Annotated in this window: 25 protein-coding genes; 18 read left to right on the top strand and 7 right to left on the bottom strand. The window is 60.5% G+C overall.

The annotated features are described in order from the left end of the window. Positions 1 to 86: 86 nt before the first annotated feature. The 6 genes from GV819_RS11055 to GV819_RS11030 all read left to right on the top strand — a co-directional run bounded on the left by GV819_RS11055 (position 87) and on the right by GV819_RS11030 (position 6871). Positions 87 to 1379 (top strand): ABC transporter substrate-binding protein, encoded by a 1293-nt coding sequence (locus GV819_RS11055; protein WP_161756107.1) that lies wholly within the window; start codon positions 87 to 89, stop codon positions 1377 to 1379. A gap of 161 nt (positions 1380 to 1540) precedes the next feature. Further along, positions 1541 to 2449, top strand: coding sequence for a carbohydrate ABC transporter permease (locus GV819_RS11050; RefSeq protein ID WP_161756106.1), 909 nt, complete (start codon positions 1541 to 1543; stop codon positions 2447 to 2449). Further along, positions 2442 to 3287 (top strand): carbohydrate ABC transporter permease, encoded by an 846-nt coding sequence (locus GV819_RS11045; RefSeq protein WP_161756105.1) that lies wholly within the window; start codon positions 2442 to 2444, stop codon positions 3285 to 3287. Before GV819_RS11050 ends, GV819_RS11045 begins: the two co-directional genes overlap by 8 nt. 3 nt (positions 3288 to 3290) lie before the next feature. Then, positions 3291 to 4451 (top strand): ABC transporter ATP-binding protein, encoded by a 1161-nt coding sequence (locus GV819_RS11040; protein ID WP_161756104.1) that lies wholly within the window; start codon positions 3291 to 3293, stop codon positions 4449 to 4451. An 88-nt stretch (positions 4452 to 4539) separates the two neighbouring features. Beyond that, positions 4540 to 5889, top strand: a complete 1350-nt coding sequence (locus tag GV819_RS11035) for a carbohydrate porin (RefSeq protein ID WP_161756103.1) — start codon at positions 4540 to 4542, stop codon at positions 5887 to 5889. A gap of 127 nt (positions 5890 to 6016) precedes the next feature. Then, on the top strand, positions 6017 to 6871 hold the full coding sequence (locus tag GV819_RS11030) for a D-hexose-6-phosphate mutarotase (protein WP_161756102.1): 855 nt from the start codon (positions 6017 to 6019) through the stop codon (positions 6869 to 6871). A gap of 94 nt (positions 6872 to 6965) precedes the next feature. Here the strand turns inward: GV819_RS11030 and GV819_RS11025 are convergent, their stop codons facing one another. Then, positions 6966 to 7826: a MurR/RpiR family transcriptional regulator gene (locus GV819_RS11025; protein ID WP_178124811.1), complete on the bottom strand. Its 861-nt coding sequence runs from the start codon at positions 7824 to 7826 to the stop codon at positions 6966 to 6968. A 207-nt stretch (positions 7827 to 8033) separates the two neighbouring features. Between GV819_RS11025 and zwf the strand changes: the two genes are divergently transcribed. Genes zwf through GV819_RS11010 form a run of 3 tightly spaced genes read left to right on the top strand, consistent with a single transcriptional unit; the run spans position 8034 to position 10886 of the window. Next, entirely contained in the window at positions 8034 to 9503 is a 1470-nt protein-coding gene (gene zwf, locus GV819_RS11020) for a glucose-6-phosphate dehydrogenase (protein WP_161756100.1), read from the top strand. Beyond that, complete coding sequence (gene pgl, locus GV819_RS11015; RefSeq protein WP_161756099.1) at positions 9490 to 10203, top strand: 6-phosphogluconolactonase; 714 nt, start codon at positions 9490 to 9492, stop codon at positions 10201 to 10203. The genes zwf and pgl overlap by 14 nt, the downstream gene beginning before the upstream one ends. Before the next feature lie 17 nt (positions 10204 to 10220). Then, on the top strand, positions 10221 to 10886 hold the full coding sequence (locus tag GV819_RS11010) for a bifunctional 4-hydroxy-2-oxoglutarate aldolase/2-dehydro-3-deoxy-phosphogluconate aldolase (RefSeq protein ID WP_161756098.1): 666 nt from the start codon (positions 10221 to 10223) through the stop codon (positions 10884 to 10886). Positions 10887 to 11106: 220 nt separating this feature from the next. On the opposite strand, the gene GV819_RS11005 is transcribed toward GV819_RS11010, so the two are convergent. Both GV819_RS11005 and GV819_RS11000 read right to left on the bottom strand, forming a co-directional pair. Further along, the gene (locus GV819_RS11005) at positions 11107 to 12297 is read right to left on the bottom strand and encodes an aminotransferase class V-fold PLP-dependent enzyme (protein WP_161756097.1); all 1191 of its coding nucleotides are present in this window, start codon (positions 12295 to 12297) and stop codon (positions 11107 to 11109) included. Positions 12298 to 12309: 12 nt separating this feature from the next. Then, on the bottom strand, positions 12310 to 12546 hold the full coding sequence (locus tag GV819_RS11000) for a DUF3820 family protein (protein ID WP_025126856.1): 237 nt from the start codon (positions 12544 to 12546) through the stop codon (positions 12310 to 12312). A 207-nt stretch (positions 12547 to 12753) separates the two neighbouring features. Between GV819_RS11000 and GV819_RS10995 the strand changes: the two genes are divergently transcribed. The 4 genes from GV819_RS10995 to GV819_RS10980 all read left to right on the top strand — a co-directional run bounded on the left by GV819_RS10995 (position 12754) and on the right by GV819_RS10980 (position 16436). Continuing rightward, positions 12754 to 13221, top strand: coding sequence for a ferritin-like domain-containing protein (locus GV819_RS10995; protein WP_161756096.1), 468 nt, complete (start codon positions 12754 to 12756; stop codon positions 13219 to 13221). 156 nt (positions 13222 to 13377) lie between these two features. Beyond that, on the top strand, positions 13378 to 15366 hold the full coding sequence (locus tag GV819_RS10990) for an FUSC family protein (RefSeq protein WP_161756095.1): 1989 nt from the start codon (positions 13378 to 13380) through the stop codon (positions 15364 to 15366). Then, the gene (locus GV819_RS10985) at positions 15353 to 15559 is read left to right on the top strand and encodes a DUF1656 domain-containing protein (protein WP_102860611.1); all 207 of its coding nucleotides are present in this window, start codon (positions 15353 to 15355) and stop codon (positions 15557 to 15559) included. The genes GV819_RS10990 and GV819_RS10985 overlap by 14 nt, the downstream gene beginning before the upstream one ends. 10 nt (positions 15560 to 15569) lie before the next feature. Continuing rightward, positions 15570 to 16436, top strand: a complete 867-nt coding sequence (locus GV819_RS10980) for an efflux RND transporter periplasmic adaptor subunit (protein ID WP_161756094.1) — start codon at positions 15570 to 15572, stop codon at positions 16434 to 16436. Between the two features lie 75 nt (positions 16437 to 16511). Here GV819_RS10980 and GV819_RS10975 read toward each other — a convergent pair whose 3' ends face one another. Together GV819_RS10975 and GV819_RS10970 are read right to left on the bottom strand one after the other, a co-directional pair. Further along, positions 16512 to 16982 (bottom strand): MaoC family dehydratase, encoded by a 471-nt coding sequence (locus GV819_RS10975; RefSeq protein ID WP_161756093.1) that lies wholly within the window; start codon positions 16980 to 16982, stop codon positions 16512 to 16514. 50 nt (positions 16983 to 17032) lie between these two features. Continuing rightward, the gene (locus tag GV819_RS10970; protein WP_161756092.1) at positions 17033 to 17977 is read right to left on the bottom strand and encodes an alpha/beta hydrolase; all 945 of its coding nucleotides are present in this window, start codon (positions 17975 to 17977) and stop codon (positions 17033 to 17035) included. A gap of 213 nt (positions 17978 to 18190) precedes the next feature. Between GV819_RS10970 and fadD2 the strand changes: the two genes are divergently transcribed. Together fadD2 and fadD1 are read left to right on the top strand one after the other, a co-directional pair. Continuing rightward, complete coding sequence (gene fadD2 / locus GV819_RS10965; protein WP_161756091.1) at positions 18191 to 19879, top strand: long-chain-fatty-acid--CoA ligase FadD2; 1689 nt, start codon at positions 18191 to 18193, stop codon at positions 19877 to 19879. Between the two features lie 335 nt (positions 19880 to 20214). After that, the gene (fadD1, locus tag GV819_RS10960) at positions 20215 to 21906 is read left to right on the top strand and encodes a long-chain-fatty-acid--CoA ligase FadD1 (protein ID WP_161756090.1); all 1692 of its coding nucleotides are present in this window, start codon (positions 20215 to 20217) and stop codon (positions 21904 to 21906) included. 67 nt (positions 21907 to 21973) lie between these two features. Here fadD1 and GV819_RS10955 read toward each other — a convergent pair whose 3' ends face one another. Further along, positions 21974 to 22351 carry a hypothetical protein gene (locus tag GV819_RS10955; RefSeq protein WP_161756089.1) on the bottom strand — a complete coding sequence of 126 codons (378 nt, stop codon included), beginning with the start codon at positions 22349 to 22351 and terminating at the stop codon, positions 21974 to 21976. 211 nt (positions 22352 to 22562) lie between these two features. Between GV819_RS10955 and GV819_RS10950 the strand changes: the two genes are divergently transcribed. The 3 genes from GV819_RS10950 to def all read left to right on the top strand — a co-directional run bounded on the left by GV819_RS10950 (position 22563) and on the right by def (position 24429). Further along, the gene (locus tag GV819_RS10950) at positions 22563 to 22754 is read left to right on the top strand and encodes a CsbD family protein (protein WP_161756088.1); all 192 of its coding nucleotides are present in this window, start codon (positions 22563 to 22565) and stop codon (positions 22752 to 22754) included. A 188-nt stretch (positions 22755 to 22942) separates the two neighbouring features. Beyond that, positions 22943 to 23887 (top strand): YihY/virulence factor BrkB family protein, encoded by a 945-nt coding sequence (locus GV819_RS10945; RefSeq protein WP_161756087.1) that lies wholly within the window; start codon positions 22943 to 22945, stop codon positions 23885 to 23887. A 2-nt stretch (positions 23888 to 23889) separates the two neighbouring features. Then, positions 23890 to 24429 carry a peptide deformylase gene (gene def / locus GV819_RS10940; RefSeq protein WP_161756086.1) on the top strand — a complete coding sequence of 180 codons (540 nt, stop codon included), beginning with the start codon at positions 23890 to 23892 and terminating at the stop codon, positions 24427 to 24429. Positions 24430 to 24441: 12 nt separating this feature from the next. Here the strand turns inward: def and GV819_RS10935 are convergent, their stop codons facing one another. After that, entirely contained in the window at positions 24442 to 24864 is a 423-nt protein-coding gene (locus GV819_RS10935; RefSeq protein WP_161756085.1) for a GNAT family N-acetyltransferase, read from the bottom strand. Between the last annotated feature and the right edge of the window lie 288 nt (positions 24865 to 25152).

Genomic DNA, 25152 nt, shown 5'->3' with positions numbered 1-25152 from the left:
TACCCGAACGTTCGACTAGGCTGTTTAGACTCGTGTGCAGCGCAAGCACCAGACTTGCATGCATAACAACAAGAAAGGTACTTCAAATGAATGCGATTTCTCGCCTCGCCACTGTCATTTCCCTTGCCTCTCTGTTTCCCCTGAGTGCCCTCGCCGCCGACTCCAAAGGTTCCGTGGAAGTTGTCCATTGGTGGACCTCGGGCGGTGAAAAAGCGGCCGTCGATGTGCTCAAGGCCCAAGTGGAAAAAGACGGCTTCACCTGGAAGGACGGTGCCGTGGCTGGTGGTGGTGGTTCCACCGCGATGACCGTGCTGAAAAGCCGCGCCGTGGCCGGCAACCCGCCGGGTGTGGCGCAGATCAAGGGCCCGGATATCCAGGAGTGGGGCAGCACTGGCCTGCTCAGCACCGACACCCTCAAGGATGTGGCCAAGGCGGAAAACTGGGACGGCCTGCTCTCGTCCAAGGTGGCCAACACCGTCAAGTACGAAGGTGACTACGTGGCCGTGCCGGTGAACATCCACCGGGTCAACTGGCTGTGGATCAATCCCGAAGTGTTCAAGAAAGCCGGGATCGACAAGGCACCGACCACCCTCGAAGAGTTCTATGCCGCCGGCGACAAACTCAAGGCTGCCGGCTTCATCGCCCTGGCCCATGGCGGCCAGCCGTGGCAGGACAGCACCGTGTTCGAAGACGTGGTGCTCTCGGTGATGGGCGCCGAGGGCTACAAGAAAGCCCTGGTGGACCTGGACCAGAAAACCCTCGCCGGCGCGGAAATGGTCAAGGCCTTCACCGAGCTGAAGAAGATCACCGGCTACATGGACCCCAACCGCGCCGGGCGTGACTGGAACATCGCCGCCGCCGACGTGATCGGTGGCAAGGCTGGCATGCAGATGATGGGCGACTGGGCCAAGAGCGAGTGGACTGCGGCGAAGAAAATCGCCGGCAAGGACTACCAGTGCGTGGCGTTCCCAGGCACTGACAAGGCCTTCACCTACAACATCGACTCCCTGGCGGTGTTCAAGCTCAAGGCCGATCGCAAGGGTGACATCGCTGCCCAGCAGGACCTGGCCAAGGTCGCCCTGGGCAAGGACTTCCAGAAAGTCTTCAGCATCAACAAGGGCTCGATTCCGGTGCGTACCGACATGCTCAATGACATGAGCGCCGAAGGCTTCGACTCCTGTGCCCAGGCGTCGGCCAAGGACTTCCTGGCGGACGAGAAGACCGGCGGCCTGCAGCCGAGCATGGCGCACAACATGGCCACTTCCCTGGCGGTGCAGGGCGCGATCTTCGACGTGGTGACCAACTTCATGAACGACAAGGATGCGGATCCGGCCAAGGCCAGTGCGCAACTTGCCTCGGCGGTCAAGGCCGCGCAGTAGAGTCCGGCGCCGCAGGCACGCCTGCGGCCCCTTGTTCACCTCTCCCCCTGTAGGAGCCGGCTTGCCGGCGAAGCGCTGTGCCCGGCACAGCGTGTCGTGTCGTTCGCCGGCAAGCCGGCTCCTACAGGCTGAGGTTCCATTTCTTCAACCGGGTTATTGCGATGAGCTCTGTGGCGGTTTTCAGCAAGGCCTCACCCCTGGACGCACTGCAGCGCTGGCTGCCCAAGCTGGTGCTGGCGCCGAGCATGGTCATCGTGCTCGTGGGTTTCTACGGCTACATCATCTGGACCTTCATTCTGTCCTTCACCAACTCCAGCTTCATGCCGAGCTACAAGTGGGTTGGCCTGCAGCAGTACGCCCGCCTGATGGACAACGACCGCTGGTGGGTGGCGAGCAAGAATCTTGCGGTCTTCGGTGGCATGTTCATTGGCATCAGCCTGGTGCTGGGGGTCTTCCTGGCGGTGCTGCTGGACCAGCGCATCCGCAAGGAAGGCTTTATTCGCACTGTGTACCTGTACCCCATGGCCCTTTCGATGATCGTCACCGGCACGGCCTGGAAGTGGCTGCTCAACCCCGGCCTGGGCCTGGACAAGATGCTGCGTGACTGGGGCTGGGAAGGCTTTCGCCTGGACTGGCTGGTGGATCAGGACCGGGTGGTCTATTGCCTGGTGATCGCTGCGGTATGGCAGGCCTCGGGGTTTGTCATGGCGATGTTCCTCGCTGGGCTGCGCGGTGTCGACCAGTCGATTATTCGCGCTGCCCAGGTGGATGGCGCGAGCTTGCCGACCATCTACCTGAGGATCGTCCTGCCGAGCTTGCGCCCGGTGTTCTTCAGCGCCTTCATGATCCTTGCGCATATCGCGATCAAGAGTTTCGACCTGGTGGCGGCAATGACCGCGGGCGGCCCGGGTTACTCCTCCGACCTGCCGGCGATGTTCATGTATTCCTTCACCTTCAGTCGCGGCCAGATGGGCATCGGTTCGGCCAGCGCCATGCTGATGCTCGGCGCAGTGCTGACCATCCTGGTGCCGTACCTGTACTCCGAGCTGCGAGGCAAGCGCCATGACTGATTCGTTGCTCAAGCCACGGCTGAACTTCAGCCGCATCGCCATCTACGCCACCCTGCTGCTGGCGGCGGCGGTGTACCTGATACCGCTGGTGGTGATGCTGCTCACCAGCTTCAAGACTCCGGAAGATATCCGTACCGGCAACCTGCTGAGCTGGCCCCAGGTGGTCGACGGCATCGGCTGGATCAAGGCCTGGGACACGGTGGGCGGCTACTTCTGGAACTCGGTGAAGATCACCGTGCCGGCGGTACTGATCTCCACTTTCATTGGCGCGATGAACGGTTACGTGTTGTCGATGTGGCGCTTTCGCGGTTCGCAGTTGTTCTTCGGCCTGCTGCTGTTCGGCTGCTTCCTGCCGTTCCAGACGGTGTTGCTGCCGGCCTCGTTCACCCTCGGCAAGTTCGGCCTGGCCAACACCACCACCGGCCTGGTGCTGGTGCACGTGGTCTACGGCCTGGCGTTCACCACCCTGTTCTTTCGCAACTACTACGTGAGTATTCCGGATGCGCTGGTCAAGGCCGCGCGCCTGGATGGCGCGGGTTTCTTCACCATCTTCGGCAAGATCCTGCTGCCGATGTCGGTGCCGATCATCATGGTCTGCCTGATCTGGCAGTTCACCCAGATCTGGAACGACTTCCTCTTCGGCGTGGTGTTCGCCAGTGGCGATGTGCAACCGATCACCGTGGCCCTGAACAACCTGGTGAACACCAGCACCGGGGTCAAGGAATACAACGTTGATATGGCGGCGGCGATGATCGCTGGGCTGCCGACACTGCTGGTCTACATCTTCGCCGGCAAGTATTTCCTGCGCGGGCTGACGTCCGGCGCGGTCAAGGGGTAAGGCATGGCAACTCTCGAATTACGCAACGTCAACAAGACCTACGGTGCCGGCCTGCCGGACACCTTGAAAAACATTGAACTGAAGATCGACGACGGCGAGTTCCTGATCCTCGTCGGCCCGTCCGGCTGCGGTAAATCCACCCTGATGAACTGCATCGCCGGGCTGGAGAACATCAGCGGCGGGGCGATCCTGGTGGACGATGCCGACATCAGTGGCATGAGCCCCAAGGACCGTGACATCGCCATGGTGTTCCAGTCCTACGCGCTGTACCCGACCATGAGCGTGCGCGACAACATCGCCTTCGGCCTGAAGATCCGCAAGATGCCCACCGCCGAGATCGACGCGGAAGTGGCGCGGGTAGCCAAGCTGCTGCAGATCGAGCACCTGCTGACCCGCAAGCCGGGCCAGCTTTCCGGTGGCCAGCAACAGCGGGTGGCCATGGGCCGGGCCCTGGCGCGGCGGCCGAAGATCTACCTGTTCGACGAACCGTTGTCCAACCTCGACGCCAAGCTGCGGGTCGAGATGCGCACGGAAATGAAGCTGATGCACCAGCGCCTGAAAACCACCACGGTCTACGTCACCCACGACCAGATCGAAGCCATGACCCTGGGGGACAAGGTGGCGGTGATGAAGGACGGGATCATCCAGCAGTTCGGCACGCCGAAGCAGATCTACAACGACCCGGCCAACCTGTTCGTGGCGAGCTTCATCGGTTCGCCGCCGATGAACTTCATCCCCCTGCGCCTGCAGCGCAAGGACGGCCGCCTGCTGGCCCTGCTGGACAGTGGCCAGGCCCGTTGCGAGTTGCCCCTGGGCATGCAGGACGCAGGCCTTGAGGATCGTGAAGTGATCCTCGGCATTCGTCCGGAACAGATCTCCCTGGCCCCGGCCGAAGCCAATGGTCTGCCGAGCATTCGCGCCGAGGTCCAGGTGATCGAGCCTACCGGTCCTGACACCCTGGTCTTTGTCACGCTCAATGGCACCAAGGTCTGCTGCCGCCTGGCTCCGGACCAGGCGCCCGAGGCGGGGGAAACCCTGACATTGCAGTTCGATCCGGCCCGGGTGCTGCTGTTCGATGCCCAGAGCGGTGAGCGCCTGGGGGCGGCCGGTGCGTCGGCTCCAGAGGCCCGTAGCGGCAACGTGGCGCAGTTCAAGGGGCGTTGAATCCGTGGCGGATGGCCTGTCATCTGTCGTAATTGCTGTAAACCACGTTGGATAAATCGTTAATAACAATAAAGACGAGGATGTAGGGATGAAGAAGCAACACAGCACTACCCGGCGGCTCTGTCAGTTGTCGGCAGTGGCGGCGCTGGTCCTGTCCGGCAATGCGATGGCCGATGAAGCATTCAGCGCCGATTCCAAGTGGATGACCGGCGACTGGGGCGGTGAGCGCACCAAGCTGATCGAGCAGGGTATCGACATCAAGGCCGACTACGTTGGTGAGATGGGTGCCAACCTGCGCGGCGGCTACAACGACGACAAGACCGGGCGCTACAGCGACCAGTTTGGCCTGGGTGTGGCGCTGGATCTGCAAAAGCTCTGGGGCTGGGATAACACCCAGGCCAAGATCCAGCTCACCAACCGCAATGGTCAGAACATTTCCAATGACCGTGTCGGCGACCCGCGTGCCGGCACCTTGAGCTCCTCCCAAGAGGTCTACGGCCGTGGCCACATGGTGCGCCTGACCCAACTGTGGATCCAGCATCAGTTCCTCGACGGCAAGCTGGACGTGAAGGCCGGTTACTTCGGCGAAGGCGAAGACTTCAACACCTTCCCCTGCGAGTTCCAGAACCTGGCGTTCTGCGGTTCCCAAGTGGGCAACTGGGCGACCGGTATCTGGTACAACTGGCCAGTCAGCCAGGCAGCGCTGCGCATCAAGTACAACATCACCCCCGAGCTGTATGCGCAGATCGGCGCCTACAACCAGAACCCGTCGCAACTGGAGCACGGCAACGGCTTCAAACTCAGCGGCAGCGGGACCAAGGGCACGGTGCTGCCGATCGAGCTGGTCTGGTCGCCGAAGGTCAACAACCTGCCGGGCGAATACCGCGTCGGTTACTACAAGAGCACGGCGGATGCCAATGATGTGCGCAAGGACGTCAACGGTCAGGATGCTGCGGACACGGGTGATGCCTATCGCGTGCACAACAGCAAGCACGGCTACTGGTTCGTCGGGCAGCAGCAACTCACCACGCACAATGGTGACGCTTCCCGTGGTCTGAACATCGCCGCCAACGCCACCTTCCACGACAAGGACACCAACGTCGTCGACAACTATCAGTCGCTGATGTTCGTGTACAAGGGGCCGTTCGATGCGCGTCCGAAAGATGACGTCGGCATCGGTTTTGCGCGGATCCACGTCAACGACGATGTGCGCAAGAATGCCCAGCTGATCAACGAGGACAACGGCATCAGCAGCTACGACAACCCGCTGTACATGCCGCTGCGCGACACCGAATACAACTACGAGATCAACTACGGCTTCCACGTCACCAACTGGCTGACCGTGCGTCCCAACCTGCAGTACATCACTCACCCGGGCGGTGTGGATCAAGTTGATAACGCGCTGGTGGCCGGCCTGAAAATTCAGTCGGTGTTCTAAGGCTGTTGCGATAAGCTCCTGCTCTATGTGCGCATTTTGCGGATGGCCTGGCCGTCCGCTTTTTTTTGTCGGGAGTGCGCCTCCCTCATGAGTAGCGAGACAGCATTGATTTTCAGGACTGCGGCCCATGCATGAGCATCCGCTACAACGCTTTTTCATATCCTTGCGCGAGCGCCCGGTGTTTGCCTGGGAGCGCTATCAACTGCGCGACGTACTGGTGATCGATCACCCGCTGTGTCAGGCGGTGTTCAGTCGCCAGGGCGCGCAGTTGCTGCACTTTCAACCTAGCGGACAAAAGCCCTGGTTGTGGTGCGCGTCGAAGTGGCCGCAGGTGGGGGCGATCCGTGGTGGGGTGCCGGTGTGCTGGCCCTGGTATGGCCGCCACCCCAGCGAAAATGCCTGGCCTTCCCATGGCTGGGCGCGGCTGCTGGACTGGAAGCTACTGGACAGCAGCAGTGATGAGGACGGCGTGCGCCTGCACTGGCAGTTGCAACTGTGCGACTGGAAGGTCGACCTGCATGCGCACCTGGGCCAGAGCATGGATCTGCGCCTGAGCACCGAGCACCAGGACACTGAACCCTGCCAATTGAGCCAGGCTCTGCACGCCTACTGGCGTATTGGTGATGTTGGTGAGATAGCGCTGTCTGGGCTCGATGGCGCTCAGGGTTATGACCAACTGAACCGTCAGGCTTGCCAGCAGCAGGGCGAGTTGCGGGTGCAGGGCGGGTGTCAGCGGGTGTTCCAGCATGAAGGCGAATTGCAGCTCAAGGATCACGCCTGGCAGCGCGAATTGTGCATCGATACCGGTGACGATGCCGACACCGTGGTCTGGCATCCCGGCACCCGGCCTTTGCTGGGAGTGAGCTGGAATGAGGTGTCGCGTTTCGTCTGTGTCGAAGCGGCTGTCGGGGGCACCGACAGCCTGTGCCTGGCGCCGGGAGAGCAGGCGCACCTGAGCTTGCAGGCGCGGGCGGCGGGGTAGGCTTCAAGGAGGCTTGCGCCGGCAGGCCGACTCCCACAACTGATGGTGTGGGAGTGGCCGGGCGTTGTTGCGCTGGTCAGCGAATGGAATCGACTCAGTTGAACTCGTCGCCCACCGGGTAACGGCTGGCGTTGAGGCTTTCCTTGATCTTGCGCAGGTGCGGCTGGAAATCCACGCCCCGGCGCAGGGTCATGCCGGTGGCCAGCACGTCGAGCACGGTGAGCTGAATGATCCGCGAGGTCATCGGCATGTAGATGTCGGTGTCTTCCGGCAGCGGGATGTTCAGGCTCAAGGTACTGGCCTTGGCCAGTGGCGAGTTTTCCGCGGTCAGCCCCAGTACCGAGGCGCCGTTTTCCCGGGCGATACGCGCCACTTCCACCAGTTCGCGGGTGCGGCCGGTGTAGGAAATGATCACGAACAGCTCGCCGGTATGGGCCACCGACGCGATCATCCGTTGCATCAGCACATCGGCGTGTGCGGTGACGGCGAGGTTGAAGCGGAAGAATTTGTGCTGGGCGTCCAGGGCCACCGGGGCCGAAGCGCCGAGACCGAAGAAGTGGATCTGCCGGGCCTGGATCAACAGGTCAACGGCCTTGCTGATCAGGTTCGGGTCCAGGGCCTGGCAGGCGCTGTCCAGGGAGGCGATGGCGCTGCCGAAGATCTTTTGCGTGTAGGCTTCGGGGTTGTCGTCGGCCTCGACCGCGCGGCTGACATACGCTGCACCGCTGGCCAGGCTCTGGGCCAGTTGCAGCTTGAGTTCCGGATAGCCGCTGACGCCGAATGACCGGCAGAAGCGATTGACCGTCGGTTCGCTGACCGAGGCAGCCTGGGCCAGTGCGGCGATGCTGAAGCGAGTCGCCTGCTGCGGGTTGAGCAGGATGACTTCGGCGACTTTACGTTCCGCCTTGTTCAGTTCTTCAAGGCGGTTCTGGATGTGTTCCAGAAGATTGCGCATGCGGTCCATTAAGGTTTCCTAGGTCGGCAATGCAGGGAAGCCAGGCTTAGCCGGGCTTCGGCGGTGGCCTATCCTACTGATGGCCCGGAACGACCACCACCGGGAATCTGTATTTTGTAAAAATGTTGTGTTTATTACTACATTTTTCCTTGAGTGATGCCTTGAAAAAAGGTATTTGTAGCTTAACTTGATAAAAGAACAAACATCATGCCTTCGATTACGGTTGAACCCTGCACCTTTGCCTTGTTCGGCGCGCTGGGCGATCTGGCACTGCGTAAGCTGTTTCCTGCCTTGTACCAACTCGATGCCGCGGGTCTGCTACACGACGATACGCGCATCCTGGCCCTGGCACGTGAGCCGGGCACTGAGCTGGAGCACCTGGCGAATATCGAAACCGAATTACGCAAGTATGTCGGTGACAAGGAACTCGATGCCGAGGTTCTGCAGACCTTTCTCGCTCGCTTGAGCTACCTGCATGTGGATTTCCTCAAGGCCGAGGATTATCTAGCCCTGGCGGAGCGCGCCGGTAGCGAACAGCGGCTGATCGCCTACTTTGCCACCCCGGCAGCGGTGTACGGCGCCATTTGCGAGAACCTGTCCAAGGTCGGGCTCAATCAGCACAGCCGCGTAGTCCTGGAAAAACCCATCGGCTCGGACCTGGATTCCTCGCGCAAGGTCAACGATGCCGTGGCGCAGTTTTTCCCGGAAACCCGCATTTACCGTATCGACCACTACCTGGGCAAGGAGACGGTGCAGAACCTGATTGCCCTGCGTTTCGCCAACAGCCTGTTCGAAACCCAGTGGAACCAGAACTACATCTCCCACGTGGAAATCACCGTGGCCGAGAAGGTCGGCATCGAAGGTCGCTGGGGTTATTTCGACAAGGCCGGCCAGCTGCGGGACATGATCCAGAATCACCTGCTGCAACTGCTGTGCCTGATCGCCATGGACCCGCCGGCCGACCTTTCCGCGGACAGCATCCGTGACGAGAAGGTCAAGGTGCTCAAGGCCCTGGCGCCCATCAGCCCGGAAGGCCTGACCACCCAGGTGGTGCGCGGCCAGTACATCGCCGGTCACAGTGAAGGCCAATCGGTGCCGGGCTATCTGGAGGAGGAAAACTCCAACACCCAGAGCGACACCGAGACCTTCGTCGCCCTGCGCGCCGATATCCGTAACTGGCGCTGGGCCGGGGTGCCGTTCTACCTGCGTACCGGCAAGCGCATGCCGCAAAAGCTGTCGCAGATCGTCATCCACTTCAAAGAGCCGTCGCACTATATCTTCGCCCCCGAGCAGCGCCTGCAGATCAGCAACAAGCTGATCATCCGCCTGCAGCCGGATGAAGGTATCTCGTTGCGGGTGATGACCAAGGAGCAGGGCCTGGATAAAGGCATGCAGCTGCGCAGCGGTCCGTTGCAGCTGAATTTTTCCGATACCTATCGCAGTGCGCGGATTCCCGATGCCTACGAGCGGTTGTTGCTGGAAGTGATGCGTGGCAATCAGAACCTGTTTGTGCGCAAAGATGAAATCGAAGCCGCGTGGAAGTGGTGTGACCAGTTGATTGCCGGTTGGAAGAAATCCGGTGATGCGCCCAAGCCATACGCGGCTGGGTCCTGGGGGCCGATGAGCTCTATTGCACTGATCACGCGGGATGGGAGGTCTTGGTATGGCGATATCTGAATTGCAACTGCCGGTGGGTGTGCGTGCCCACGAATTCCGCAGCCCGGCCTTGCTGGCCGAGGGGCAGGCGCTGAAAGTCGCTTCGCTCCTGCGCGAGGCTATTGCCGCGCGGGGTAATGCGACCCTGGTGGTGTCCGGCGGCCGCAGTCCGGTGGCGTTTTTCCAGGTCCTGGTCAAGCAGGAGCTGGAATGGTCCAAGGTGCTGATCACCCTGGCGGACGAGCGTTGGGTGCCGGTGGAACATGCCGACAGCAATGCCGGCCTGCTCAAGCGTTATCTGCTCCAGGGGCCGGTGGCCAAGGCGCGTTTCCTCAGCCTCTACAGCGCTGCGCCGAGTCTTGAAGAGGCGGCCCAGCAAGCGGATCGCCTGCTGGCCGAACTGCCGGGCATCGACGTGCTGGTCCTGGGCATGGGCGATGACGGTCACACCGCCTCGCTGTTCCCCAACAGTCCGAACCTGGCCGAGGCGCTGAAGGCCGATGGCACTCGTCGCTGCTGGGCGATGCTGGCGCCGACGGTGCCCCATCAGCGCCTGAGCATGAGCCGGGCCTTGCTGGCGTCGGCGCGCAACAGCCTGTTGTCGATTTCCGGTCAGTCCAAATTGACCACCCTGAGTGCCGCACTGGCTGGTGACGCTGTCGCCGAAATGCCGATTCGCGCCTTCCTGCAAACCCCGTTAGAGATTTACTGGTGCCCATGAGCCAAGGATCAGCCGCTATGACAAACCTCTCCCCGACCGTTTCCATGGCGGACAAAGTTGCCCTGATCGACAGCCTTTGCGCCAAGGCGCGGATCCTGCCGGTGATCACCATTGCCCGTGAGCAGGATGTGCTGCCACTGGCTGACGCCCTGGCAGCCGGCGGCCTGACCGCTCTGGAAGTGACCCTGCGTTCGCAGTTCGGCCTCAAGGCCATCCAGATCCTGCGCGAGCAGCGTCCGGAACTGCTGACCGGCGCCGGCACCGTGCTCGACCCGCAAATGCTGACTGCTGCAGAAGTGGCGGGCTCGCAGTTCATCGTCACCCCGGGTATCACCCGGGATCTGCTGCAAGCCAGTGTCGCCAGCCCGATCCCGCTGTTGCCGGGGATCAGCAATGCCTCCGGAATCATGGAGGGTTATGCCCTGGGCTATCGCCGCTTCAAACTGTTCCCGGCGGAAGTCAGCGGTGGCGTAGCGGCGATCAAGGCCTTGGGCGGTCCGTTCGGCGAAGTGAAGTTCTGCCCGACTGGCGGCGTTGGCCCGGCCAATATCAAGAGCTACATGGCCTTGAAGAATGTGATGTGCGTGGGCGGCAGTTGGATGCTGGATCCGGAGTGGATCAAGAACGGCGACTGGGCGCGGATTCAAGAGTGCACGGCAGAGGCCCTGGCCCTGCTGGACTGAAGGTTTACCCGATTCGTTGGTGTGTTCTACGGCTTTACGGTGCGCTTGGTCGGTGCACCGTTTTTTTTGCTTGAAGAAAAGCACAGCCTCAGCAGACTCGTGTTGCGGCCGTTGCAGGCTGCGATCGGCGTCGCCAGAGACATGCCTCCAAGGTGCTTTGAGCCTTGTCCCAACTTGTCGCAGCGGCTACAGGTCGAGAGGCGTTGCAGGGCATTACGGCTTATTGGCCGGCCAGTTCGCCGAGCGCCGCAATCAGTTTCTGGATATGTTCAAGCGGTGTCACCAGCCCCGGGGTAATGCGGATGCAGGGGCCGAAGCCGGCGCCATTGCGGGTGACGGTGAACAGGTTGTATTCCTGCAGCAGGCGATCCACCAGGACTTGCTGATCCTGGTGCCGAGTGAAGCGCAAGGCGCTGATCGCGCAGCACAGGCGCGGGTCCTGTGGAGTCAGGACTTCGATTCCCGGGATCTCGCGGGCCGCTTCGGTCCAGGTGTTGCGCAGGTAGTTCAAGCGCGCGCCCTTGACCGCTGAACCGCCCATGGCTCGGTGCTCTTCGAACACCAGGGGCAAGGTCATCAGCGCGGGAATGTTGGGCGTGCTATAGGGCGTGCGGGCACGGATGTCGTCAGCCGGGAAGTGGAACTCGCCCATGTCCGGATCGATGTCCTCCAGGCGCTCCGGGTGGATATAGATGAAGCCCAGGCTCAGCGGTGCGCCTATCCATTTGTGCAGGTTGAAGCCGGCAAAGGCGATGCCTAGTTGTGGCAAGTCGAAATCGATCTGGCCCAGGGCGTGGGCACCGTCAAGAATGATATCGACCTCGTGTTCCCGGGCGGCGCTGGCAATGGCCTGGACCGGCATCACCAGACCGCTGCGGTGGGTCACGTAGGTCAGGGGCATCAGCCTGATTCGCGGGTAGCGCTCGAAAGCGTCTCTGTAGGTGTCGACCAGGCTGTCAAAACTGGCTGGATGCTGGTGCTGGATTTCTATCACCTCGACCCCACGATGTCGCGCCAGCCAGCGCACGGCGCTTTTCACCGTGTCGTATTCCAGGTCGCTGAGTAGCACCTGGTCCCCGGGTTGCAGGCGGTTGTAGTTGCGGATCAGCGATTGCAAGGCATCGGAGGCGCAGCGGGTGAGGGCCACGGCGGTCTCCGGAGCCTCCAGCAGTTCGGCCAGTTGCCGACGAATCTGCAGAGCTTCGAGCTGTTCGAAGCGCTGGCGCACATGCACCGAGTTGCTGCGGTTCACCCACTGGATATTGTGCTGGTACTCCTCGACCACCTTGCGGGTCATGCGCCCGAAGTAGCCGTTCTCAAGATTGATCGGCCCAGGATCGATGTCGAATTGTCGGGCGACGCCTTGCCAATAGTCTTCGTCGCGGGCAAGTAATGCGGCAGATGTTGGCATGGCGGGCTCTTTTCAGTGGCGGGGCTTGGGTTTGCCGTGTTTGGCGCGCAGCGGGTCCAACAGGTCGGAGAGACCGTTGTGGTCGATTTCCTGCATCAGGGCCAGCAGGCCGCCGAGCTCGCCCTTGGGGAAGCCTTCACGGGCGAACCAGTTGAGGTATGGGCCGGGCAGGTCGGCCAGGATGCGCCCCTTGTATTTGCCGAAGGGCATTTCCCGGGTGATCAGCAGTTCAAGTGTCTCAGGGGTCATGACGCAACTTTTTTCATGTGATTCGAACGCCATGGAAAATACAGGCATTCTGCATGCAGGCCAAATGACAGATCATGCAAATAACGCGGATACAGATGCGTTTAAAAATATTAACTTATTGAAAAGTAAGGAAAAAATTCAGATAAAAATCTGGCATGACGGGTGCAACAGTCAGTCCAACTCTCGCAACCCGTAAGGAACCAGAAAATGCCTGACATGAATAAAGAAGCAATTTCGGTACTCAACAGCCTGATCGAGACCAGCAAGGATGGTCAGGAAGGGTTCAAGACCTGTGCCGAAGACATCAAGCATCCAGAGCTCAAGGCACTGTTCATCAAGCGCTCCACCGATTGCGCCACAGCCGCTGCCGAACTGCAGTCGGTAGTGCGGTCCATGGGCGGCGATCCGGAAACCTCTACTAGTGTCAGCGGTGATCTGCACCGTCGCTGGGTCGATCTCAAGGCACTGGTGACTGGCAAGGACGAAGAATCGGTTCTGAATGAGGCCGAACGTGGTGAAGATCATGGGTTGAAGGCCTACAAGGAAGCCCTGGAGAAAATCACCAAACACAATCTGCTGAGCATCCGTGACGTGGTGGAGCGCCAGTACCATGGTGTGCAACGCAATCACGATCAGGTCAAAGCCTTGCGTAACCAGGCTCGTGCCCGTTCGTAATAGGTAAAGCCTGTCGAAAACGCCAGCCAGTCTGGCGTTTTTTTATGCGTGTGATTTAGTACTGGACGATATTTAGTTAGCTAGCTAATAATTAGCCTGTGCTCGCTCGTAGCCATCGCGACTATCGTTAATCTGTCCCTCCAAGAGTTTCTGTTCGTGCCTATTACCCTGCAGGCCTTGCTTGCTCCCAATCGTCCCGCGTTGCAATTCGCGATCAAGACCCTGCTCGGCGGCGGTCTGGCGTTGTGGCTGGCGTTGCGTTGGGGGCTGGAGCAGCCTGCCTGGGCATTGATGACCGCTTTCATTGTTGCTCAGCCGTTGTCCGGGATGGTTTTGCAAAAAGGCTTGGCACGACTGTTGGGGACGTTGATCGGTACCATCATGTCGGTGCTGTTTATGGGCTTGTTCGCCCAGACGCCCTGGCTGTTCCTGCTGGCCCTGGCCTTGTGGTTGGGGCTCTGCACCGCCAGTTCGACTTTGCTGCGCAGCGCCTGGTCCTATTCCTTCGTGCTGGCCGGCTACACCGTGGCGATCATTGCCCTGCCTGCGATCAGTCATCCTTTGGGGGTGTTCGATCAGGCGGTGGCGCGCTGTACGGAAATCTCCCTGGGGATCATCTGTGCCACCGCCAGCAGTGCGCTGATCTGGCCGATGCGGGTGGAGCGCCAGTTGGCTGACCAGGCCCGTTCCGCCTGGCAGAGCGGGATGCAAGCGGCTCGTGCCACCCTGGCCGGCGACGCTCTGGCGCGCAAGGGGCTGTTGGAGATTCTCGGGCGCATTGTCGCCGTGGATTCCCAGCGCGAACATGCCTGGTTCGAAGGTCCTCTGGGCCGCCAGCGGGCTCGGGCGATCAGTGGCCTGAGCCAGAAGTTGCTGATGTTGTTGCGCATTGCCCGTTCGGTGCGACGCCAGTGGAAGCAACTGGACGCCGATGAAACTCGGCAATTACAGCCTTGGATGGATGAGGTGCAGGAGGCCCTGTCTGCAGAGGGCAGCGTCAGTCTGCAAGCGCTGCGGCCACGCTTGGCGGAGGCGTCCCACGATCCGTCGATCAGTCCGGCGCAGGGTTTCTGCCTGGCGCGTTTGGTCTTGTTGCTGGATACCGCCATGGCGGCGACTCAGGCCCTGGACGCAGTGCAACAGGGGCGGGCACCGGTGGAGCAGCCAGCGACCCTGACGCCTCACCGGGATCTGTCATTGGCCCTGGTGTTCGGTGCCCGCAGTGCCTTGGCGTTCTTGACCGTAGCCAGTTTCTGGATGGCCACCGCCTGGCCCGCAGCTTCCGGCGCGATGCTCCTGACTTGCGTGGTCTGCAGCCTGTTCGCCAGCCGCGAGAATGGTGCGCAGATCGGCATGAGCTTCATGCGCGGGATCTTCCTGGCGGTCCCGGCGGCGTTCGTCGTGGGGCAGATCCTGTTGCCTCAGTGGAGCGGTTTCCCAATGTTGGCGATGGCCATGGGCGTGCCCTTGTTTTTTGGCGCCCTGGGTATGGCCAACCCAAAGATAGGCGCGACTGCGACCTCGTTCTGCCTGCACTTCATTGTTCTGATTTCGCCGATGAACCGGATGAGCTTCGACGTTGCCAGCTTCTTCAACAACGCCCAGGCCATGGTGCTGGGCGTGGGCGCTGCGGTGCTGGCCTTCCACTTGCTGATTCTGCGTAACCCAGCCTGGCACAGTAGGCGCTTGTTGGCGGCGACCTTGAGTGATCTGGTGCGTTTGACCCGGCGTAACCTGCGCGGGGCGGAAAGTTGGTTCGGCGGGCGCATGGCCGACCGCCTGCTGCAGTTGGCCCGGCACTACCCGGAATTGCCGGAGCCGGCACGCAGTCGTTGGGACGACGGCTTGCTGGGCCTGGATATCGGCGATGAACTGATGCACCTGCGTTTGAGCCTGGCGGTGGCCCAGGTACCGGTCAGCGCGGCCCAGCGGGAATATTTCGAGTACCTGCAACGCACCCTGGAGCAAGGCCCGGCGGGGATTCGCGAAGATGCCCTGGTGGCGCCCAGCGCGGCGTTGCTCGACGCCTTGGGCCAACAGCCTCCCAGTGATGCGCTGAAACTGGCGAAGGGCGCGGTGCTGCAATTGCAAAATAGCTGGCGCAGTTGGTGCCAGCAGCAGGAGGAACATCATGGGGCTGCGTGAGTGGTCATTGGGCGGGGTGCTGCTCAGCCCGTTTCTGATTTATGTGGTGCTGGCGCTGGTTGTCACTGGCGTCCTGCGGGTACTGGTACGGGTCACCGGACTGGGACGCTGGATCTGGCACGAAGCACTTTTCGATTGTGCCCTGTACGTCTGTGTATTGACGGTGATCACTGTGGTCCTGGGACCTTTATAAGGAGTTGATTATGCGTACACCCGTACGTGTCGCGTTTACCCTGAGCCTGGTGGCGGTGGCGATCTTTGCCGGTTATCACCTGTGGCAGTACTACATGCTGACCCCCTGGACCCGTGACGCGCGGATTCGTGCCGACGTGGTGATCGTGGCCCCGGATGTGTCCGGCTGGGTGCGCGAGCTCAAGGTGAAGGACAACCAGCAGGTAAAGGCCGGTGAACTGTTGCTGAGCATCGACCGCGAGCGTTTCGAAGCCGCCCTGGAAAAAGCCCAGGCGGTGGTGCAGACCCGCCAGCAGCAACTGAGCCTGCGTGAGCACGAGGCCAGTCGCCGTGCTGCCCTCGGCCCTCAGGCCATCAGTGCCGAGCTGCGGGAGAACGCCCAGATCAACGCCGGTATCGCCCGTGGCGAACTGCGTCAGGCCCAGGCCGAAGCCAAGGTTGCCGAACTGAACCTGGCCCGCAGCCAGGTGCACGCACCCCGTGACGGGCATATCACCAACCTGCGCCTGGCCGAGGGCAACTACGTCAACGCCGGGCAGCCGGTGATGGCGCTGATCGATGATTCGACTTTCTACGTACAGGCTTATTTCGAGGAGACCAAGCTGCCGCGGATTCAGGTCGGCGACCCGGTCAAGGTCTGGCTGATGAGCGCCGGCGATGCCTTGCAGGGCCACGTCGAGAGCATCAGCCGGGGGATCACCGACCGCAATGCCACGCCGGACGGACAACTGTTGGCGGAAGTGGAGCCGACCTTCAACTGGGTGCGCCTGGCGCAACGGATTCCGGTGCGGGTCAAGCTCGACAAGGTGCCCGAAGGCATCAACCTGAGCGCCGGCATGACCGCCAGCGTTCAGGTAGAGGAGGGGGGTAAATTGTAGGCGCCGGCTGGCCGGCGAATGTGGCGGCAGATCAGGACCAGGGTCGGTCGCCGGCAATCCAGCACCTATGGTGCATCAGCCGATGCTGATGGCCGGCAGCGTCGGCAGGGTCACGGTCTGTTGCTTGCGCGGGGCAAGGATCTCGGCCTCGCCGTCCACCACCAGCTCATCGCGCTGGTTGAACACACGGGTGGCGATGCGTACGCGAAATTTCGGTAGCTTTTCGAGTATTTCCAAGCGCACGGTCAGGGTGTCGCCAATCTTCACCGGTTTCTGGAAACTCATCTGCTGACCGATGTAGATGGTGCCCGGCCCAGGCAATTCACAGGCCACCGCGGCACTGATCAGCGCGCCGCTAAACATGCCGTGGGCAATACGCTCCTTGAACATGGTGGTGGCGGCGAACTCGGGGTCCAGGTGCACCGGGTTGTGGTCGCCGGACATGGCGGCGAACAGCTGGATGTCACGCTCCTCGACGGTTTTGCTGTACTGGGCGGTCTGACCGACTTCCAGGGCTTCGTAAGGGGTGTTGGTAACCTGGGTCATCTTGCTGAAATCCTCTGACAGATAAATGAACGCACTGACTTCACGCCAGCTTATTCCGCTCGGGGTGGCCGGCGGTGTTGCAGCGCCTGATCCAGCCAGGCCAGTACGTCGTGGGTCACTTGGTCACGGTTGCTTTCGTTGAACAGCTCATGCCGTGCTTGCGGGTAGATATTGAGTTGCAGGCACTGGCTGCCGGCCTCGCGCAATGCGTTGGCCAGATCCTTGAGACGCTTGCCAGCGCTTACCGGATCACATTCGCCGCCCATCACCAGCAATGGCAGGCCCGGATCGATCTGCACCAGGTTGGCAATCTTGCTGATCTGTTGCAGACCGCCCAGCAAATCGATCCACAGCTGGTTGGTGCAGCGGTAGCCGCATAGCGGGTCATTGACGTATTTGTCGACTTCCGCCGGATCCCGGCTGAGCCAGTCGAAGGCAGTACGATTGGGCTTGAAGGCCTTGTTGAACGAGCCGAAGGACAGCCACTCGATCAGCGCGCTGCGCCCCTGGCCGCCCTGGCGCCAGCGTTCGACACGGGCAATCAGGCTGGCGGCGCGGTACAGGGCCACCGGCTGGAAGTTCGAACCGCTGAGAATTGCCCCGTGCAGACTGGCGCTGTGGTGCTGCAGGTAGGCCTGGGCGATGTAGCTGCCCATGCTATGGCCCAGCAGCACGATAGGCGTGCCAGGGTGTTGCTGGCCGATATGCTGGTTGAGGCTGGCCAGGTCACCGACCACTTTGTTCCAGCCACCCTGGTCAGCGTAATGGCCGAGTACCCCGTGCTCTGCGGTTTTGCCATGGCCGCGCTGGTCCGGAGCATAGAGTCCATAACCCTCAGCGCACAGAGCGGCGGCCAGGCGGGCATAACGGCCACTGTGCTCGGCCATGCCGTGAGACAACAGGATCACCGCCTTGAGTGGGTTTTCAGGTAGCCACTGGTTGACGAATAGACGCTGGTGGTCGTTCGTGGTCAACCAGAACGTATCGTGGGTCATGGCGATTCCTTTGCTCGTCGACGCTGCACTTTATAGCGCATCGGTGCGTGCACGTCTGATTCGCAGGTCGGTTGGACACTAGATTCACAAAATTAATGACACACTTACGCATATTTGCCTGCGCCGCCATAGCTGCTAACGTCCGTGGAGCCCCGCCGCTGGCAGCGTTACAGAGGCGGCCCGGATCGTTCAGGTATTGAGAGGACAAGAATAATGCAACCTGATTTCTGGAATGATAAGCGCCCCGCCGGCGTCCCCAATGAGATCGACCTGGGGGCCTACAAGTCGGTGATCGAGGTGTTTGAGCGTTCCTGCAAGAAATTCGCCGATCGCCCGGCCTTCAGCAACATGGGGGTGACCCTCACCTACGCCGAGCTGGAACGCTACAGTGCGGCTTTCGCCGGTTACCTGCAAAGCCGTACCGATCTGGTTCCGGGGGATCGTATCGCGGTGCAGATGCCCAACGTCCTGCAATACCCGATCGCGGTATTCGGCGCCCTGCGGGCCGGCCTGGTAGTGGTTAACACCAATCCGCTGTACACCGCGCGGGAGATGCGTCATCAGTTCAAGGACTCCGGGGTCCGGGCGCTGGTCTACCTGAACATTTTCGGGCAGAAGGTCCAGGAAGTGCTGGGGGATACCCAGATCCAGTTCCTGATCGAGGCCAAGATGGGCGACCTGATGCCCACCGCCAAGGGTTGGCTGGTCAATACGGTGGTGGACAAGATCAAGAAGATGGTGCCGGCCTACCACCTGCCCCAGGCCATTTCCTTCAAGAGCGCTTTGCGCCTGGGGCGTGGCCAGGGGATCAAGCCGCTGCAGGTGGGGCTGGAAGATGTCGCTGTGCTGCAATACACCGGCGGCACTACTGGCCTGGCCAAGGGCGCGATGCTGACTCACGGCAATCTGGTGGCCAACATGCAGCAAGCCCGCGCCTGCCTCGGCCAGCATGGGCCTGACGGTCAGACCCAATGGCGTGAAGGCCAGGAAGTGATGATTGCGCCGTTGCCGCTTTACCATATCTATGCTTTCACCGCGAACTGCATGTGCATGATGGTCACCGGCAACCACAACATACTGATAACCAACCCGCGGGATATCGGTGGTTTCATCAAGGAGCTGAAGAACTGGCGTTTTTCGGCCCTGCTGGGGCTCAACACGCTGTTCGTGGCGCTGATGGATCATCCGGACTTCAAGCACCTGGATTTCTCCAACCTCAAGCTGACCAACTCCGGAGGCACGGCTCTGGTCAAGGCCACGGCTGAGCGCTGGCAGAAACTCACCGGATGCCGGATCACCGAAGGCTACGGCCTCACCGAAACCTCGCCGGTAGCCTGTACCAATCCGTATGGCGACCGATCGCGCCTGGGCACCGTTGGCTTGCCGGTGCCGGGCACTACCTTGAAGGTCATCAATGACGAGGGAGTGGAGCAGCCTCTGGGCGAGCGCGGAGAGTTGTGCATCAAGGGACCGCAGATCATGAAGGGCTACTGGAACAACTCCGAGGCCACAGCAGAAGTGCTGGATGCCGAGGGCTGGTTCAAGTCCGGTGATATTGCGGTGATCGACCCGGACGGTTTCGTGCGCATCGTCGATCGCAAGAAGGACATGATCATCGTCTCGGGTTTCAACGTGTATCCGAACGAGATCGAGGACGTGGTCATGGCTCACCCGAAGGTCGCCAACTGCGCGGTGATCGGGGTGCCGGACGAGCGCTCCGGCGAGGCGGTGAAGCTGTTTGTCGTGCCCCGTGAAACAGGGGTCAGCCTTGAAGAGCTCAAGGCCTACTGCAAGGAGAATTTCACCGGCTACAAAGTGCCCAAGCACATTGTCCTGCGTGACTCTTTGCCAATGACGCCGGTGGGCAAGATCCTGCGTCGCGAGTTGCGCGACATCGCCTGATCCCTGGCGTCTTACCTCGAGGGCAAGCCGGTTGTGCAACGGCTGCCCACGATTCCTCTGGAGGGCGCAAAGCCCCGGGCCAGAGCGGAAATCAAGGCTATAGATTTTTTACTCTAAAAATGACCATTAAATGGTCTTGAGTCATTTATGTGACTATTCAGGTCTTTTTTGGCTCTAGGCGGCTTTTTCCAAAGCTGCTACTCTCGGCGCGCTTTGTGACTTCTCGGCCTAGGTAAAGTCAGACTCGCCGACAAAAGACACTAATAAAAAACACAGACAAATAATAATCGCATCAAATGCGATGATGAATTCGCGTTGCTGAGGAGTGGGCTTCCATGATCGAAGACTTTTGGAAGGATAAGTACCCAGCTGGGATTGCTGCCGATATCAATCCAGACGAGTATCCGAATATTCAGGCGGTGTTGAAGCAGTCCTGCCAACGTTTCGCTAACAAACCGGCCTTTAGCAACCTCGGCAAGACAATCACCTACGGTGAGCTGTATGAACTGTCGGGAGCCTTTGCCGCGTACCTGCAACAGCATACCGATTTGCAGCCCGGTGATCGAATCGCGTTGCAGCTGCCCAACCTCCTGCAATATCCGATCGCAGTATTCGGTGCGATTCGCGCCGGCCTGATCGTGGTCAACACCAACCCGCTGTACACCGCGCGGGAAATGGAGCACCAGTTCAATGATTCCGGGGCCAAGGCCTTGGTCTGTCTGGCCAACATGGCCCATCTGGCAGAGGCCGTAGTGCCCAAGACCGGGGTCAAGCACGTGATCGTCACCGAAGTGGCGGACCTCTTGCCACCGCTCAAGCGCCTGCTGATCAACAGTGTGGTCAAGTACGTGAAGAAGATGGTGCCGGCCTATCACTTGCCCCAGGCCGTCAAATTCAATGACGTACTGAGCAAGGGCCGTGGCCAGCCGGTGCAGGAAGCCAACCCTGCCAGTGGCGATGTGGCGGTGCTGCAATACACCGGCGGTACGACCGGGGTGGCCAAGGGCGCGATGCTGACCCACCGCAACCTGGTGGCCAACATGCTGCAGTGCAAGGCGCTGATGGGCTCCAATCTCAATGAAGGTTGCGAGATCCTCATCACCCCGCTGCCGCTGTACCACATCTATGCGTTCACCTTCCATTGCATGGCCATCATGCTCATGGGCAACCACAACATCCTGATCAGCAATCCGCGGGACCTGCCGGCGATGGTCAAGGAGCTGTCGAAGTGGAAGTTCAGCGGTTTTGTCGGCCTCAATACCCTGTTCGTCGCCCTGTGCAATAGCGAAGCCTTCCGCAAGCTGGACTTCTCTGCGCTGAAAGTCACGTTGTCCGGTGGCATGGCCTTGCAACTGGCGGCCGCCGAGCGTTGGAAATCGGTGACCAACTGCCCGATCTGTGAAGGTTACGGCATGACCGAGACCAGCCCGGTGGCCACGGTCAACCCGATCCAGAACATCCAGATCGGCACCATCGGCATTCCGGTGCCTTCGACCCTGTGCCGGGTGATCAACGACGCGGGCGACGAATTGCCCCTGGGTGAAGTCGGCGAGTTGTGCGTCAAGGGCCCGCAAGTGATGAAGGGCTACTGGCAGCGCCAGGACGCCACCGATGAAGTCCTCAGTAGCGAAGGCTGGCTGAAGACCGGTGACATCGCCCTGATCCAGCCGGATGGCTACATCCGTGTCGTCGATCGCAAGAAAGACATGATCCTGGTCTCTGGTTTCAACGTGTATCCCAACGAACTGGAAGACGTGCTGGTCTCGCTGCCGGGCGTTCTGCAGTGCGCGGCGATCGGCATACCGGACGAGAAGTCCGGCGAGACCATCAAGATCTTCATCGTGGTCAAGCCGGGGGTGACCCTGACCAAGGAGCAGGTGATGCAGCACATGCGGGCTAACGTCACTGGCTACAAGGTGCCCAAGGCGGTGGAGTTCCGCGATGCGCTGCCGACCACCAACGTTGGCAAGATCCTGCGCCGCGAACTGCGTGACGAAGAGCTGAAGAAACTTGGCCTGAAGAAGTAGACGTCAGTGCTCAAAAAAAGCCCCGCCAATGCGGGGCTTTTTTATTGCGGTGTAGCCTGCGTGGGTCTTACTGCTGGAACTGCGCGAAGCTCACGCCAGTGCCGGCCGGGCGTACGTCCTTGAGAAAGGAGTCCTTGTCGGCGCTCAGTTCCAGACTCAGGGCCGCCTTGCGCTTGCCTTCATTGCGCACCACCAGGCCTTCGGTTTTTTCCCGCAGGAATACGGTCGGCACTTTCAGGTGCAGCAACTGGTCGGTGTCCGGGGTGTGCAGCAGCAGGTGCACCCACTCGTACTGACCAATGGCCAGGCGGGTCACCAGGATATCGAACCACCAGATATTGCGGTTGCGGTTCAGCTCCGCGAAATGGCAGTTGTTGACGCCCAGCACCGCACCACCCAGTTCCTGGTTTCTACGGGCGATGGCCTGCTTTTTATCGAGTTTCATAACATTCCTACGGAGATTGGATCTTCAGTGCTTGGCCTGAACAGGTCGAGCATTCTCCCGGGTTGCCCGGCAAACATAAAGCCTAACCTCGGATCTGCGATGAAATGCCGGGCGAAAATAATTGAAACTCTGCGCGATGGCCGCGAGTCAACCTTGGGTAACGACGCAAACCCCCTTTGTTCGATCAATGAATGTTCTACGGAGAAATACCATGGGCAGCACAGCGGATAAGGCAAAAGGTCTGGCTAACGAAGCCATCGGTAACATCAAGCAGGGTATTGGCAAAGCGACCGACAACAGCAAGCTGCAGGCTGAAGGCAAGCTGCAGGAGAAAAAAGGCGAAGCCCAGCAAGCAGTGGGCAAAGCCAAGGATGCGGTGAAAAAAACCATCGACAAGGCCTGAACACGCCGCGATCGTTGACGCACCAAAGCGGCCATCCATGGATGGCCGTTTTCATGTGCAGGTTACGGTTTAACCTGGGCGATCAATCAATGGAATTGTTTGCAGTTCGCCAACTAAGCTAATTTGTTGTAGAAAACGGCCTCTGAGTCGCCATCGACTTCAACCTTTTTGCGGCGAAAGGAGACGCTATGATTTTTCCGGACCTCAAGGGGTTGCCCCTGCACCGTGTGCTGATACGCACGGTCAATGAGTTCATTGCGGACGAAATGTCCACCTATGCTTCGGCTCTGGCCTACCAGATGCTGTTTTCGTTGTTCCCCTTCATCCTGTTTCTCATCGCCCTGATTGGTTTCCTGCACTTGCCGGATTTCTTTACCTGGCTGCGCCTGCAATCGGAGCTGGTGCTGCCGCCAGAGGCGCTGGAGCAGGTGAATCCGGTGATCGACCAATTGCAGCAGTCCAAGGGCGGATTGTTGTCGGTGGGTATCGTCATCGCTCTGTGGACCGCCTCGGCGGGTGTGCGGCTGATGATGAGCGCGATGAACGCGGCCTACGACGTGGTCGAGGGGCGGCCGATCTGGAAGCGTTTCCCGCTGTCGATCTTCTACACCGTGGGCATTGCCGGCATGCTTCTGGCCGCTGCGGCGTTGATGGTTCTGGGGCCGCAGGTCATGACCTGGCTGGCGGGGCAGGTGGGCCTGGAAGAGTTCATCGTCACCCTGTGGACTATCCTGCGCTGGCCGGTGATTGTGCTGCTGATGATGGTAGCGGTGGCCCTGATGTATTACGTGATGCCCGATGTGAAGCAGAAATTCCGCTTTATCACCCCGGGTTCGGTGCTGGCGGTGGTGGTGTGGATCGTTGCCTCGCTGGGCTTTGCCTACTACGTGAAAACCTTCTCTAACTACAACGCCATGTATGGCAGTATCGGCGCGATCATTGTGCTGTTGCTGTATTTCTATATCTCCTCTGCGGTGCTGTTGCTGGGGGCGGAGATGAACGCGGTGATCGAACACATGTCGGCCGAAGGCAAGGACCCTGGCGAAAAGGGCGTTGACGAGCACGACGAAAAACAACACGTTTCGGGACTGGGCCGGGACCACTCGCTCAAGCCGACCACTGACGAAGCCTGAACATGATTCGTGAAATCCTCAAAATGGGCGATGAACGCCTGCTGCGCATCGCCCCTGCGGTTGCGCCCGAGATGTTCGACAGCCCGGAGTTGTGGCAACTGATCGACGATATGTTCCAGACCATGGAAAGCGTCGGAGGGGTGGGGCTGGCGGCGCCGCAGATCGGCGTCGACCTGCAGTTGGTGATCTTCGGCTTCGAGCACAGCGAGCGTTATCCGGAGGCCGAAGCGGTGCCTCAGACCATCCTGATCAATCCGCTGATCACCCCGTTGAGTCCGGTGCTGGAAGAGGGCTGGGAGGGCTGTCTATCGGTCCCTGGCCTGCGGGGCGCGGTGCCGCGCTATCAACACATTCGCTACGAAGGCTTCGACCCCAGGGGCGAGCCTATCGTGCGTGTGGCCTCGGGCTTCCATGCGCGGGTGGTGCAGCATGAGTGCGATCACCTGATTGGCCGGCTGTATCCGTCACGGATCAGTGATTTCAGCAAATTCGGTTTCACCGAGGTGTTGTTTCCCGAGCTTGATCCCAGCGCCGACGAGTAAGGCGGCACATCATTACTCCTGAGGGCGGCTTTCGGTACTCATGGCCAGTAGCGGTTTATTGCGACGGTAGCGCGCCAGCCGCTCGCCCAGTGCCCGCGGCAACTGGGTGGCGGTAGAGAAACTCATGCGTTGATACAAAGTTTCCAGATCAGGGTGACAGAACAGCCAGACTGGCCCTTCGATCTCCTTCAGCGCCTGCTCTACCAGCTGCGCGGCCAGCCCTTGGCCACGGCTTGCCGGAGCGACGAACAAACCCGTCAGCCAATGCCCATGTTCCACCGGGGCCAGGCTCATTCCGGCAATGATCTCGGTGTCCCTGACCACCCAAAGTTGACCCTTGGCCGAGGCCCGCATGGATGACTGATGCTGGCGATAGAATTTGTCCAGCAAGGGGCGCGAGGCTTCGGCGAGTAGGCTGATCTGGAGGCTGGACATGGGTTTCCGGGGTTGGCAACAGGGAGCGGCGGATTATAAAGGAACCTCGGATGGTTATAGGTGCTATACCTGAAGACTATCCCGTAACAGTGGAGTGAGGCTCATGTCCAAAGGTATGAACGCGAAGAAGAATGCCAAGAAGAAGCCGGCAAAGAGCGCAGACGAGAAACGCGCCGAGAAAAAGGCCAAGAAAACCGAAGTGAACATCTTCGGCCACTGATCACTTTGACGAAGCCCGCCATGCGGGCTTCGTTTTATCCGCTCTGCAGTGGCCGTCAGGCGCTCTGC

The sequence above is a fragment of the Pseudomonas sp. Fl5BN2 genome (genome assembly GCF_009908205.1).
GTDB lineage: Bacteria > Pseudomonadota > Gammaproteobacteria > Pseudomonadales > Pseudomonadaceae > Aquipseudomonas.
The sequence above is the reverse complement of the archived record's forward strand: the minus strand, read 5'-3'. Positions and strand labels throughout refer to the sequence as shown.